The organism is Streptomyces uncialis, from assembly GCF_036250755.1.
Classification (GTDB): domain Bacteria; phylum Actinomycetota; class Actinomycetes; order Streptomycetales; family Streptomycetaceae; genus Streptomyces; species Streptomyces uncialis.
Genome location: NZ_CP109583.1, coordinates 499,090 through 514,213 on the forward strand (window position 1 = coordinate 499,090; position 15,124 = coordinate 514,213).

At 74.7% G+C, this 15,124-nt stretch carries 1 protein-coding gene; it reads right to left on the reverse strand.

The features are described from left to right. Positions 1-35: 35 nt before the first annotated feature. The gene (locus OG711_RS01845; RefSeq protein WP_329558145.1) at positions 36-15,110 is read right to left on the reverse strand and encodes a type I polyketide synthase; all 15,075 of its coding nucleotides are present in this window, start codon (positions 15,108-15,110) and stop codon (positions 36-38) included. Positions 15,111-15,124 lie beyond the last annotated feature (14 nt).

Below are 15,124 nucleotides of genomic sequence, written 5' to 3' on the forward strand. Positions count from 1 at the left end.
TGCCTCGCCGCCTTGGTCCGTGTGCCTGGTCGGTGTCATGACATGCCGAGTTCGTTGTCGATGAAGTCGAAGAGCTCGTCGTCGGTCGCACCGTCCATGCGGCCCTCGATCCCGTCGTCCGCGGCGCCGGTGCCGTTGGCCGCGTCGGCCGCCGGATCGAGGCGTGTCAGGAGTTCCTGGAGCCGGCCGGTGAGCCGGTCGCGGGCCGCGCCGTCGCTGACGCCGTCGCCGAGGGCGAGTTCCAGCTGGTCCAGTTCAGCCAGTCCCGGCACTGGGTCGGGCCCCGGTTCGGGGACCAGTTCGGCGGACAGGTGTGCGGCGATCGCGGCCGAGGTCGGATAGTCGAAGAGCAGGGTCGCCGGGAGCTGGAGTCCGGTGGCGGCGCGGAGCCGGTTGCGCAGCTCCACCGCTGTCAGCGAGTCGAAGCCGATCTCCAGGAGGCCGCGTCCCGGCTCGACCGCGGCGGCGCCGCTGTGGCCGAGCACCATCGAGGCGTGCGAGCGGACCAGGTCGAGCAGCACCCGTTCGCGCTGCGGCCCGTCGAGGGGGCCGAGCCGCTGTTTCAGTGCTCCGGCCCGGTCGGGTCCGGTGTCGGTGGCCGGGCCCGCCGTGGCGCGCCGGGCCGCGGGGCGCACCAGGCCGCGCAGCAGGGCCGGGACCCCACCGGTGGCGGCCTGCGCCCGTACCGCCGCCGTGTCCAGCCGCAGCGGCAGGACGACCGCCTCGTCCAGTGCCCCGGCCGCGTCGAACAGCGCCAGTCCTTCCGCCGGGGTGAAGGCGACGATCCCGCCCCGGGCGATCCGTCGCAGGTCGGCCTCGGTGAGGCCGCCGGTCATCCCGGTCCGGTTGGCCCACAGCCCCCAGGCGAGGGAGCGTCCGGCGAGGCCGTCGGCGCGGCGCCGGTGGGCCAGGGCGTCCAGGAAGGCGTTGGCGGCCGCGTAGTTGCCCTGGCCCATGCCGCCGAAGACGCCCGCGATGGAGGAGAACAGGACGAACTCGGAGAGGTCCAGGCCGGCGGTCAGCTCATGCAGGTTGATCGCCGCGTCCACCTTGGGTCGCAGCACCAGGTCGAGCTGGTCGGGCGTCATGGTGGCGACCACGCCGTCGGCCAGGACGCCCGCGGCGTGCACCACCCCGGTCAGCGGGTGTGCGGACGGCAGACCGGCCAGCAGGGCCGCGAGAGCGTCGCGGTCGGCGGCGTCGCAGACGGTGATCTCGGCTTCGGCGCCCAGCGCGGTGAGATCGGCGAGGAGTTCCGCCGCCCCTTCGGCGGCGGGACCGCTGCGGCTGGTCAGCAGCAGGTGCTTGACGCCGTGTTCGGCGGCCAGGTGCCGGGCGACGTGGGCGCCGATGGCACCGGTGCCGCCGGTGATCAGGACGGTTCCTCCCGCGTCCCAGCCGGGCCCCCGCCCGGTGGCGGACAGCGGGACCCGGGCCAGTCTGGCGACATGCGCCGCCCCCGCCCGGATCGCGAGCTGGGGCTCCCCGGACGCGAGAGCCTGGGCGAGCGCCGCGGGTGAGGCCTCGTGGGTGTCCAGGTCGAGCAGGACGAAGCGGTCGGGGTTCTCCGTCTGCGCCGAGCGGACCAGGCCCCACACCGCTGCCCCGGCCAGGTCCGGGACGTCGTCGCCGACCGCCACCGCGCCCGAGGTCACCAGCACCAGCCGGGACCCGGCGAGGCGTTCGTCCGCGAGCCACTCGCGCAGCAGACCGAGGACCGCGCCGACATCGCCGTGCACCGCGTCGCGGAGATCGCCGGACGGCCCGGCCGCTGCCGTGACGGGCGGGCAGGCCGCCAGCACCAGCCGGGGCGGCGGTGTGCCCGCGTCGATGAGTGCGGCCAGTGCGGCGAGGTCCGTCACCGCCCGGCCCGGGAGCGGCGGGGAGCCGGACCACCAGGGTGTCCGCGTACCGAGCACGGTCCAGGACTCCGGGCCGAGGTCGCGGCCCGCAGGCGCGGCGCGCTCGGGGAGAGTCTGCCACTCGGGACGGTACAGCTCCTCGTGGTGTCCGCCTCGCGCGGCCTTGAACTGATCGGCCGAGACCGGCCGGAGCACGAGGGAACGCGCCGAGGCCACCAGCTGTCCGGTGCCGTCGGTGGCCAGCACCGCGACGGCGTCCCGGCCGGTCGGGGTCAGCCGCAGCCGCAGCTCGGACGCGCCCGAGGCGTGCAGCCGCACCCCGTTCCAGGAGAACGGGAGCCAGCCCTTGGCGGGACCTCGCAGCACGTCGAACACCAGCGCGTGCAGGGCGGAGTCCAGCAGGGCCGGGTGCAGGCCGAACCTGGCCGCGTCCGGCTGCTGCCGCTCCGGCAGGCTCGCGGCGGCGAAGACCTCGTCACCGAGCCGCCAGGCCGCACGCAGGCCCTGGAACGCGGGGCCGTAGGCGAATCCGCCCTCGGCGAAGCGCTGGTAGAGCCCTTCCACATCGAGCGGGACGGCTCCGGCCGGCGGCCATGGCGCGAGGTCCGCCGGGTCGGCCGGTACCGGCTCGTCGCCGGTGGTCAGCAGGCCGCTCGCGTGCCGGGTCCAGGGTGTGTCGGGTCCGCCGCCCTCGGGCCTGGCGTGGACGCTCAGCGGGCGGGCGCCGGAGCCGTCCGGGGCGCCGACGGTGAGCTGTAGCGCGACCGCTCCGCTCGCGGGGAGCACCAGTGGCGCCTCCAGGGTGAGTTCCTCGACCTGGCCGCAGCCGACCTGGTCGCCCGCGCGGACCGCGAGTTCCAGGAAGGCGGTGGCCGGGAACAGCACGCCTTCGAAGACCCCGTGGTCGGCCAGCCACGGATGGCTGCGGACCGAGAGCCTGCCGGTGAACAGGAAGCCGTCTGAGTCGGCCAGTTCGGAGCTGGCGCCGAGCAGCGGGTGATCGGCCGTCAGCAGTCCGGCCGCGGGCAGGTCCGCTCCGGCGGAGCTGCCCTCCAGCCAGTAGCTCCGGCGCTGGAAGGGGTAGGTCGGCAGGTCGGTGGGGTCGGCTCCGCCGCCGGGGTGGACGGCTTCCCAGTCCACCGGGACGCCGTGGACGTGCAGCCGGGCCAGGGCGGCCGTGGCCGTGGCGGCCTCGGGCCGGTCCCGGCGCAGCAGCGGCACCAGCACGGCGCCGTCGGTGAGGCAGTCCTGGCCCATGGTGGTGAGGGCGCCGTCGGGCCCGAGTTCCAGGAACGAGGTGACGCCCTCGCGTTCGAGGCGGCGTATCCCGTCCTGGAACCGCACCGTGCCGCGTACATGGTCGACCCAGTGGTCCGGCGAGCCGAGCTGCTCGGCCGTGACCGGTTCCCCGGTCAGGTCGGAGATGACCTGGACGGTGGCCTCACCCGGCTCGATCCGCGCGGCGGCCTCGCGGAACCCGGCGAGCATCGGCTCCATGAGGGGCGAGTGGAAGGCATGGCTGACCCGCAGCCGGCGGGTCTTGTGTCCGAGCGCCGCGAGTTCGGCGGCGAGTTCGGCCACCTCCGTCCCGTCACCGGAGATCACGGTCGAGGCCGGGCCGTTGACCGCGGCCAGCCCGACGGCCTTCTCCCGGCCCGCCAGCAGCGGCAGCACGTCCTCCTCCCCGGCGCCGAGGGCGAACATCGCGCCTCCGGCCGGCAGGGCCTGCATCAGCCGTCCCCGCGCGGCCACCAGGGCGGCGGCGTCCGCCAGCGGGAGCACACCGGCGACGTGGGCGGCGGCCAGCTCCCCCACCGAGTGGCCGAGCAGGTAGTCAGGACGTACACCCCAGTGTTCGACCAGCCGGAACAGCGCGACGCCGATGGCGAACAGGGCGGGCTGGGTGTATCCGGTGTGGTCCAGCAGGCCGTGGTCGGGGCTGCCGGGGGCCGCGTCGATCACCTCGCGCAGCGGGCGGTCCAGCAGCGGGTCGAGCTCCGCGCAGACCGCGTCGAAGGCGTCGGCGAAGACCGGGAAGCGCGCGTACAGCTCCGCGCCCATGCCGGGCCGCTGGCTGCCCTGGCCGGGGAACAGGAAGGCGGTCTTCCCGGCCGTCCTCCCCGCCGCGCCGGTGACGCCGTGCACCAGGTCCGCCGACGGATCGCCGGAGGCGAGGGCGGTGAGCCCGCGCAGCAAGGACTCCCGGTCCGTGCCGGTGACGGCGGCCCGGTGCTCGAAGGCGCTGCGGTTCAGCGCCAGGGACCGGCCCAGACCGGCGACGGGGAGCTGCGGGTTCTGCTCCACGTGCCGCAGCAGCCGTCCGGCCTGGTCGCGCAGCGCTTCCGCGCTCCGCGCGGACAGCAGCCACGGCAGCGCGGATGTCCCCTGGACGGTCGCGGACGCCGGTGCGAGGACCTTCCGGGGGGTGTCCGCGGGGTCCGGGGCCGGATCGGTGGGCTGTTCCAGGATGGTGTGGGCGTTGGTGCCGCTGACGCCGAACGACGACACGGCGGCCCGCCGGGGGCGGCCGGTCCGCGGCCACGGGGTGTCCTCGGTGAGCAGCCGGACCGCGCCGGCGGACCAGTCCACGTAGGGTGTCGGCGTGTCGACGTGCAGGGTCCTGGGCAGTGCCCCGTGCCGCATGGCCTGCACCATCTTGATGATCCCGGCGACCCCGGCGGCGGCCTGGCTGTGCCCGATGTTCGACTTCAGCGATCCCAGCCACAACGGCCGCTCCGCGCCCCGCTCCCGGCCGTAGGTCGCCAGCAGCGCCTGGGCCTCGATCGGATCGCCCAGCCGGGTCCCGGTGCCGTGCGCCTCCACCGCGTCCACCTCGGACGCGGCGAGCCCGGCGTCGGCGAGCGCCGCCCGGATCACCCGCTGCTGGGAGGGGCCGTTGGGCGCGGTGAGGCCGTTGCTGGCGCCGTCCTGGTTGACGGCCGAGCCACGGACGAGGGCGAGCACCGGGTGTCCGTTGCGCCGGGCGTCCGAGAGGCGTTCGAGGACGAGCAGCCCGGCGCCCTCGGCCCAGGAGGTGCCGTCCGCGGCGGCGGCGAACGGTTTGCAGCGGCCGTCCTCGGCGAGCACCCGCTGCCGGCTGAACTCCACGAAGGCGCCCGGTGTCGACATCACGGTCACCCCGCCGGCGAGCGCCAGCGAGCACTCCCCCGCCCGCAGCGACCGGGCCGCCAGATGCACCGCGACCAGGGAGGAGGAGCACGCGGTGTCGACGGTGACCGCCGGGCCTTCGAGGCCGAGGCTGTAGGAGATCCGTCCGGACGCCACGCTGCCCGCGCTGCCGATGCCGAGGTAGCCCTCGAACTCCTCGGAGGGCTCGGTGACCCGTGAGCCGTAGTCGTGGTGGCTGCATCCGACGAAGACGCCGCTCTCGCTGCCCTTGAGCGACAGCGGGTCGATACCGGCCCGCTCGAACGCCTCCCAGGACAGTTCGAGCAGCAAGCGCTGCTGGGGGTCGATGGTCAGTGCCTCGCGCGGGGAGATCCCGAAGAAGGCCGGGTCGAAGCGGTCGGCGTCATGCAGGAAGCCGCCCTCCCGCGCATATGTGCTGCCGACCCGGTCGGGGTCCGGATCGTAGAGGCCCTCCAGATCCCAGCCGCGTCCGGTGGGGAAGCCGGAGATCGCGTCCTGCCCGGTGGTGACCAGCTCCCACAGCTCTTCGGGGGTGCTGACGCCACCGGGGTAGCGGCAGCTCATGGCGACGACGGCGATCGCCTCGTCGTCGGGCACCGCCGCCGTCACGGGTGCCCGCTCGGGTTCCGCGAGCGTCGCCGGGCCGGCCGCGCCCAGCAGTTCGGTGCGCAGATGACCGGCCAGGACCGTCGCCGTCGGGTAGTCGAAGGCCAGGGTCACCGACAGCCGCAGCCCGGTGGCCTCGGCGAGCCGGTTGCGCAGTTCGACGGCGGTCAGCGAGTCGAAGCCGATGTCCTTGAACGCCTGGTCGGGTTCCACCGCCTCGGGTCCGGTGTGCCCGAGCACCGCGGCGACCTCGGCGCGGACCAGGTCCAGCAGGGCCCGGTCCCGTTCCGCCGGGGGCAGCGCGGCCAGCCGCAGGGCGGGCGGCCCGGCGCCGTCGGCCGTGTCCTGGGAGCCGCGCGCGGCGGCGAGCACCTCCCGCACCTCCGGCAGATCCCCGAGGGCGGCGCTGGGCCGGAGCGCGGTGAACGCCCGGGTGAAGCGGTCCCAGGCGAAGTCGGCGACCAGGACGGCGGTGTCGTCGTGGTCGAGTGCCTGTCGCAGCGCGACCGTGGCCGACCCGGGGTCCATGGCCGGCAGACCGTCACGGATCAGCCGTTCGGCGACCGCTCCCGAGGCGAGGCTGTCGCCGCCCCACAGGCCCCAGGCGACCGAGGTGGCCGGCAGCCCGAGTTCACGGCGCTGCCGGGCCAGGGCGTCGAGGTAGGCGTTGGCGGCGGCGTAGCTGCCCTGGCCGGTGCCGCCGAGCGTGCCGGCCAGCGAGGAGAACAGCACGAACGCGGTCAGGTCGAACTCGCGGGTGAGCGCGTCGAGGTTGCGGGCGCCGTCCAGCTTGGGGCGCAGGACTCCCGCCGCGCGTTCGGGGGTGATCGAGTCGATCACCCCGTCGTCCAGTACGCCCGCGGTGTGCAGCACGGCACGCAGCGGACGCTCGGCCGGGATGCCGGCCAGCAGTTCCGCCAGCGCTTCGCGGTCCGCGACATCGCAGGCCGCCGCGGTGACGTCGGCCCCGAGTCCGCGCAGTTCGGCCAGCAGGGCGTCCGCTCCCGGGGCCTGTTCGCCGCGCCGGCTGGTCAGCAGCAGACGCGCGGTGCCGGTGCGGGCGAGCCACCGGGCGATCTGGGCGCCGAGACCGCCGGTTCCGCCGGTGATCAGGACCGTGCCGTCCGGTGTCCAGTCACGGACGGGGGCCGTGTCGCCGAGTCCGGCGTGGACGACCCGGCGGCCGAAGACGCCGGACGCCCGTACCGCCAGCTGGTCCTCGCCGTCCAGGCCCGTCAGCGCCTCGGCCAGCCGGGCCCCGGCCCGGTCGTCGAGCCGTCGCGGAAGGTCGACCAGGCCCGCCCACCGCTGCGGGTACTCGACCCCGGCGACCCCGCCGAGGCCCCAGACCAGCGCCTGGAGCGTGCTGTCGATCCGGTCGGAGCGGCCGACCGACACCGCGCCCCTGGTGGCGCACCAGAGCGGGGCGTCGGCGCCGAGGTCGCCCAGCGCCTGGAGCAGTGCGACCGTCAGGGTGAGGCCGAGCGGCAGCGCCGATCCCTCGCCGTGGGGTTCCTCGGCCAGGGCGAGCAGGGACAGCACCCCGGCGGGCGGCCCGTCGCTCCGGTCGTGGGCATCGCGCAGCAGTGCGGCGAAGCGGCTCCGGTCGGCCGCGTCGGGGCCCGCCTCGACCAGGACCGGCGCGGCGCCGTGCCGGCGCAGGGAGTCCACGGCGAACGCGACGGCCGGGTCCTCGGCGGCGCCGGCCGGGGACACGACCAGCCAGCTCCCGGCGAGCCGGGGCCGTCCGGGAGTCGGCAGGGGCTTCCAGGCGACCCGGTAGCGCCAGCTGTCGGCGGTCCGGTCGCCGCGTCGGCCGCGCGCCCAGTCCGCGAGGGTGGGCACCAGGGAGGCGAGGGAGGCCCGCAGTTCCCCGTCCTCGACCCGCAGGGTGGTGGCGAGGGCGTCCAGGTCCCCGTGGTCGACGGCGTCCCAGAACCCGGAGTCGGCCGGGCCGGTGCCGGTCATGGCGGCGGCGGTCCGGTCGGGGGCGCCGGTGTCGAGCCAGTACCGCCGCTGCTGGAAGGCGTAGGTGGGCAGGGACCGCTTGCGCGCACCGGTTCCGGCGAACACCGTCTCCCAGTCCACCGGCAGTCCGCGCACGTGGAGTTCGGTGAGCGCGGCGAGGAAGCGGGCGGGGCCGCCCTCGGCCCGGCGCAGGGTGCCGACGACGGCTCCGTCACCGGCCCCGGCCGCCTCCACGGCCTGCTGGAGCCAGACGGTCAGCGCGGGGTGGGTGCTGCACTCGACGAAGGTGTGGTGCCCGTCGGCGATCAGCGCGTCGACCGCCTGTCCGAACTCCACGGGGCGGCGCAGATTGCTGTACCAGTACTCGGCGTCCAGGGCGAGGGTGTCCAGCGGGCCGCCGCTGACCGTGGAGTAGAACGGGATGCCGGATGTCCGCGGCGCGGTCCCGGCGAGCAGGGTGAGCAGTTCCTCCCGGATCTCCTCGACCTGCGGCGAGTGTCCGGCGAAGTCCACGCCGGGGACCGGCCAGGTCAGTACGCCCGCTTCGGAGTACCGTTCGCGCAGTTCCGCCAGGGCCGCCGGGTCGCCGGAGGCCGTCACCGATGTCGGTCCGTTCACGGCGGCGATGTCGAGTGCCCCGTCATAGGCGGCCAGCAGTTCCCGTACCGCGTCCACGGGCTGCGGCACGAACAGCATGCCGCCGCGTCCGGTCAGGGCGAGCAACGCCCGGCTGCGCAGGGCGACGATCCGTGCCGCGTCGTCCAGGGAGAGCGCACCGGCCACGCATGCGGCGGCGATCTCCCCTTGGGAATGGCCCACCACGGCGTCGGGGACGATTCCGTGGGAGCGCCACAGCTCGGCCAGGGACACCATCACGGCGAACAGCACCGGCTGCACCACGTCCACCCGGTCCAGCGGGGGCGCGTCGGGCTCGTCCCGCAGAACCGCGAGCGGCGACCAGTCCAGATACGGGGCGAGGGCGCGTTCGCAGGCCGCGATCCGCGCGGCGAACACCGGGGCGTGATCGAGCAGTTCCTGGGCCATGCCCGTCCACTGGGAGCCCTGGCCGGGGAAGACGAAGACGGTCCTGGCCGATCGGGCGACGCTGCCGTCGACCAGGCCGGGGGCGCGTTCTCCCTCGGCCAGCGCGGCCAGACCGTCCAGCAGGGTCGCGCGGTCGTCGCCGACGACGGCGGCGCGATGCTCGAACGTGGTCCTGGTGGTCGCCAGGGAGTAGCCGACGTCGACGGCCGGTATCTGCGGACGCTCCGTCAGATACTCGTGCAGTCTCGACGCCTGGTCACGCAGGGCCTCGGGGGTGCGCCCGGACACGATCCACGGGACGGCGACCGGCGAGGCGTGCGGGTCCGGCGCGGCGGACCCGGGGGCGGGGGCGGATTCCGTGGGTACGGCGGGCGCGGCGGGTTCGCCGGGCTGCGCGGGTACGGAACCGGCGGGCGGCTGTTCGATGATGACGTGGGCGTTGGTGCCGCTCAGGCCGAACGAGGAGACCCCGGCCCGGCGTGGCCGGCCGGTCCGCGGCCAGGCGGTGGCCTCGGTCAGCAGGGAGACGGCGCCCGCCGTCCAGTCGACGTTCGGGGACGGCCGGTCGATGTGCAGGGTCCGCGGCAGCTGTCCGTGGCCCATCGCCAGCACCATCTTCATGATGCCTGCGACCCCGGCGGCGGCCTGGGTGTGCCCGATGTTGGACTTCAGCGACCCCAGCCACAACGGCCGGTCGGCGGGCCGGTCCTGACCGTAGGTGGCCAGCAGCGCGTCGGCCTCGATCGGATCGCCCAGCCGGGTGCCGGTGCCGTGGGCCTCCACCGCGTCCACCTCGGCGGGCGTCAGCCCGGCGTTCGCCAGCGCGTCGCTGATCACCCGCCGCTGGGCCAGCCCGCTGGGCGCGGTCAGCCCGTTGCTCGCGCCGTCCTGGTTGATCGCCGAGCCGCGCAGCACCGCCAGCACCGGGTGGCCGTTGCGGCGGGCGTCCGAGAGGCGTTCCAGCACCAGCAGGCCCACTCCCTCGGCCATGCCGAAGCCGTCCGCCGAGGCGGCGAAGGACTTGCAGCGTCCGTCCTCGGCGAGTCCGCGCTGCCTGCTGAAGCCGGTGAACGACAGCGGGGTGCCCATCACCGTCGCGCCGCCGGCCAGCGCCAGCGCGCACTCGCCCGAACGCAGCGACTGGGCCGCGAGATGCACCGCGACCAGCGATGAGGAGCAGGCCGTGTCCACCGTCACGGCAGGCCCCTGGAGGCCCAGTTGGTAGGCGACCCGCCCGGACAGGACACTGGTCGAGATGCCCGCGATGAACAGCCCCTCCAGTTCGTCGGGGACATCCCGCAGGGTGCCGCCGTAGCCCTGGTAGGACGCACCGGCGAAGACCCCGGTCCGGGTGCCGTGCAGGGACGTCGGATCGATGCCGGCGCGCTCGATCGCCTCCCAGGAGGTCTCCAGCAGCAGCCGCTGCTGCGGGTCCATCGCCAGCGCCTCGCGCGGCGAGATCCCGAAGAACCCGGGGTCGAACCGGTCCGCGTCCTGGACGAATCCGCCCGCGGCGGCGTAGCTCCGGCCGGGCCGGTCGGGGTCCGCGTCGTAGAGCGCGTCCAGGTCCCAGCCGCGGTCGGACGGCAGCCCGGAGACCGCGTCGCGCCCGTCGGCGACCAGGCGCCACAGTTCCTCGGGGGTGCGCACCCCGCCGGGGTAGCGGCAGCTCATGGACACGATCACGATCGGGTCGTCGTCCGTGGCGGACACCACCGGCGGGGGCGGGGAGACGGCGGCGGGGCGCTCGGCCGCTCCCAGCAGCCCGGTCTCCAGATGCCGGGCCAGCGCGGTGGCCGAGGAGTAGTCGAAGACGACGGTGACCGGAAGCCGCAGCCCGGTCGCGGCGTTGAGCCGGTTGCGCATGTCCACGGCGGTCAGCGAGTCGAAGCCGAGGTCGCGGAAAGCACGGCCGGGGGCGACGGCGTCCGGCGAGTCATGACCGAGGACAGCCGCCGCGTGGGTACGGACCAGGTCGACCAGCACCCGTGTCCGCTCGGCCGCCGGGAGCGGACCCAGCCGCTCGCGCAGCACCGACGACGTCCCGGCGGTGCCGTCCGGGCCGGTGGCCTGGTCGGCGGCCAGCGCGGCGCGCACCTCGGGCAGTTCGGCGATCAGCGGGCTGGGACGCGCCGAGGTGAACACCGTCGCGAAGCGGTCCCAGTCGATGTCGGCGACCAGGACCACCGTCTCGTCGTGGTCCAGTACCTGCTGGAGTCCTGTGATCGCGACGGCGGGCGGCATGAAGAGGACGCCGTGACCACGCAGGGTCTCCTCCACCAGTTCGGCCGCCATCCCGGCCCCGCCCTCGGGGTTCCAGATCCCCCACACCACGGAGGTCGCGGCGAGGCCACGGCTGCGGCGGTTCTCGGCGAGACCGTCGAGGTAGGCGTTCGCGGCGGCGTAGGCGCCGTGGTCGGCGCTGCCCCAGACCGCGGAGATGGAGGAGAACAGCACGAACGCGTCGAGCGGGTCCCCGTCGAACAGCAGGTCCAGGTTCCTGGCTCCGCCGACCTTGGCGTGGAGGGTGTCGGCGAACTCGTCCAGATCGGTGGTGGGCAGCGGCACCAGCAGTCCGGCCCCCGCGGCGTGGAAGACGGTGCCGATCCGGTGGCCGTCCTGTTCGAGGTTGTCCTTCAGGGCGCGCAAGGCGTCCAGGTCTGCGACATCGCAGGAGGCCAGGGTGACCCGGGTACCGAGAGCGGCCAGTTCCTCGGAGAGCTCAGGCGCGCCGGGCGCGTCCGCGCCGCGCCGGCTGACCAGCACCAGCTGCCCGGCTCCGCGCCGGGCCAGCCAGCGCGCGATCTGCGCGCCGATCCCGCCGGTACCGCCGGTGATCAGCACGGTGCCGCCGGGTCGCCAGGCGCGCCGCGGTGGGGCGTCGCCCAGTGGGGATCTGACCAGCCGTCGGCCGTGGCAGGCGGTGGCGCGCACGGCCACCTGGTCCTCGGCGCCTGCCGCGCCGGCCAGCACCCGGCACAGCCGCGGGGCGGTGTCCTCGTCCAGGTTCTCCGGAAGGTCGATCAGACCGCCCCAGCGCTGCGGGTACTCCAGGGCGGCCACCCGGCCGAGGCCCCAGAGCAGGTTCTGCTCGGCGCTGACCGGGCTCCCGGTGTCCGCGCCCCCGACCGATACCGCGCCCCGGGTCGCCCACCACAGGGGCGCGTCGACCCCGGCGTCACCGAGGGACTGCACCAGGGCCAGGTTCTGCGCGGTGCCCAGCGGGACGGCGGGGTGGGCGGGGTGCGGGCGCTCGTCGAGGCCCAGCAGCGACAGCACCCCGGCCACCGGACCGGGCACCGGGCCGAGGGCCTCACGGACCCGGTCGGCCAGTACGGCGCGGTCGGCCTCCGACTCGGTGAGCCGCACCTGGACCACCGTGGCCCCGCCCTGTTCCAGGGCCCGGACGGTCGCGGCCGACCGGTGTGCCTGCTGCCCGGACCGTTCGGCCGGCGACAGCACGAGCCAGGTGCCGGTCAGTGCGGCCGCGGGGCCCTCGGGCAGGGCCCGCCAGGTCACGCGGTAGCGCCAGGAATCCACCACCGAGCGTTCCCCGCGCTCGGTGCGCCAGGTGGTGAGCGCGGGGAGCACCACGTTCAGCGGGTCCTCGGGGTTCACCCCGAGGGTCGCGCTGAACCGGTCCAGGTCGCCGCCGCCGATGGCCTCCCAGAAGTCGTCGCCCTCCGAAGACCCTTCGCGTCCACCGCCCGGTACCGCGCCGGTGTCCTCCAGCCAGTACGGGCGGCGCTGGAACGGGTAGGTCGGCAGGGAGACGCCGTCCGAACGGTGTCCGGCGAACACCTGCTCCCAGTCGGGCGACAGTCCGCCCGCGTGGGCCTCGCCCAGCGACAACAGGAAACGGTCGAGGCCGCCCTCACCGCGCCGCAGCGTGCCCAGTACCACCGCCGGGCCCTGCGCGGAGTCGGCGGTGGCGGCGGCGTCGGCGGTCTGCTGGACACCGAAGTTGAGCACGGGGTGCGGGCTGGGCTCCACGAAGAACCGGAACCCCTCCCCCAGCAACCCGCGTGTCGCCTCCTCGAACCGCACCGTCTCCCGCAGATTCCGGAACCAGTACGAAGCATCCAACGACGCCGTGTCCAACCAGCCACCCGTCACCGTCGAGAAGAACGGCACCGAACCCGACACCGGAGTGATCCCCGCCAGATCAGCGAGAAGCTGCTCACGAATCTCCTCCACATGCGCCGAGTGAGAGGCATAGTCCACCTCGATACGACGCGCTCGGACACCCTCCCCCACCAACCCGTCAACCAGCTGGGTGACCGCGTCCGCGTCACCCGACACCACCGTCGACGACGGACCATTCACCGCCGCCACCGACAACCGGCCGTCCCAGGAGGCGATCCGCTCCCGCACCACATCGGACGGCAGCGGCACCGACGCCATACCCCCACGACCCGCCAGCGCACCCACCGCACGACTCCGCAGCGCCACCACCCGCGCCCCGTCATCCAGACTCAAACCACCCGCCACACACGCAGCAGCAATCTCACCCTGACTGTGACCCACCACCGCATCCGGCACCACACCGAACGAACGCCACACCTCCGCAAGCGACACCATCACCGCCCACAACACCGGCTGCACCACATCCACCCGGGCCAACGAACCCGACCCGCGCAACACCTCCGACAACGACCAATCCACATAAGGCGCCAACGCCCGCTCACACTCAGCCATCCGCCCCGCGAACACCACCGACCCGTCCAACAACCCCGCAGCCATCCCCACCCACTGCGAACCCTGACCCGGGAACACCAACACCGAACGGCCGGTCGACACTCCGTCGCCCCGGACCAACTGCGGTACGGATCGGCCTTCGGCCAGCGCCTTCACTCCGTCGAGCAGTCGGTCCGGGTCCTCGCCCACGACCACGGCCCGGCGCTCGAAGGCCGTACGTGTGGTGGCGAGTGCGCGGCCGAGCTCGCCGGGCCGCAGTGGTCCGGGGCCGGCACTCAGATGTGCCAGCAGCCGGGCCGCCTGGTCCCGCAGCGCTTCATCGGTCCGCCCGGACAGCGGCCACGGCAGCGGGTGCGCACCGGGATCGGTCGCGGGGCCGGTGACGGGAGCGGTCTCCTCCGCCGGGACCTGTTCCAGGATCAGATGGGCGTTGGTGCCGCTGACGCCGAAGGAGGACACCCCGGCCCGGCGCGGATGCCCCGTGTCGTCCCAGGCGCGGGCCTCGGAGAGCAGTTCCACGGCCCCCGACGACCAGTCGACCATGGGGGTCGGCCGGTCCGCGTGCAGGGTCCGGGGCAGTTCGCCGTGCTGGATCGCCAGCACCATCTTGATGACGCCGCCCACCCCGGCCGCCGCCGAGGTGTGGCCGATGTTCGATTTCAACGAGCCCAGCCACAAGGGCTGCCGGGCGGGGCGGCCCTGCCCGTAGGTCGCGAGCAGCGCCTGGGCCTCGATCGGGTCGCCCAGGGTCGTACCGGTGCCGTGCGCCTCCACCACGTCCACCTCGGACCCGGCCAGCCCGGCGTCCGCCAGCGCCGCACGGATCACCCGCTGCTGCGCCGGACCGTTCGGCGCCGTCAGGCCGTTGCTCGCCCCGTCCTGGTTCGTGGCCGAACCCCGTACCACCGCCAGCACGCGGTGGCCGTTGCGCCGCGCGTCCGACAGCCGCTCCAGCAGCAGTACGCCGGCGCCCTCGGACCAGCCGGTGCCGTCCGCGTCGGCCCCGAACGCCTTGCAGCGTCCGTCCGCCGACAGCGCGCGCTGGCGGCTGAACGCCACGAACGCGTCGGGGGTCGCCATCACCGAGACCCCGCCGGCCAGGGCCAGCGCGCAGTCACCCGCCCGCAGGGCCCGGATCGCCAGATGCAGGGCGACCAGGGAGGACGAGCAGGCTGTGTCCACGGTCACCGCGGGCCCCTCCAGGCCCAGGGTGTAGGCGATCCGTCCGGAGACCACGCTGCTCGCGGTCCCGGTGTCCAGCAGGCCCTGGACCTCGGGGAGATGACGGGAACCCGCGCCGTAGCCGTTGCCGATCGCCCCGATGAAGACACCGGTGCCGGTCCGCCGCAGCGCCCGGGGATCGATCGCCGCCCGCTCGACCGCCTCCCAGGCGGTCTCCAGCACCAGCCGCTGCTGGGGGTCCGTCGCCAGTGCCTCGCGGGGGGAGATCCCGAAGAACTCCGCGTCGAACTCGGCGGCCTCGTGGAGGAATCCGCCGTGCCGGGTGTAGGAGGTGCCGGGCCGGTCGGGGTCCGGGTCGTAGAGGGCCCCGATGTCCCAGCCGCGGTTGACCGGCCATTCGGAGACCGCGTCGACGCCCCGGGAGACCAGGTCCCACAGCAGCTCGGGGGAGTTGGCCCCGCCGGGATAACGGCAGGCCATGGAGACGATGGCGATCGGTTCGTGGCGGGCCTGCTCGGCTTCCCGCAGTTGCCTCCTGGCGTCACCGAGATCCGCGGTGGCGCGCCTGAGGTAGTCGAGCAGCTTCTTGTCGTCGGACATCGGTGCCAGCTCTC

Excerpts from the sequence above, each read along its gene's own strand:
- OG711_RS01845 (WP_329558145.1), bottom strand. The coding sequence starts at position 15,110 with ATGTCCGACGACAAGAAGCTGCTCGACTACCTCAGGCGCGCCACCGCG.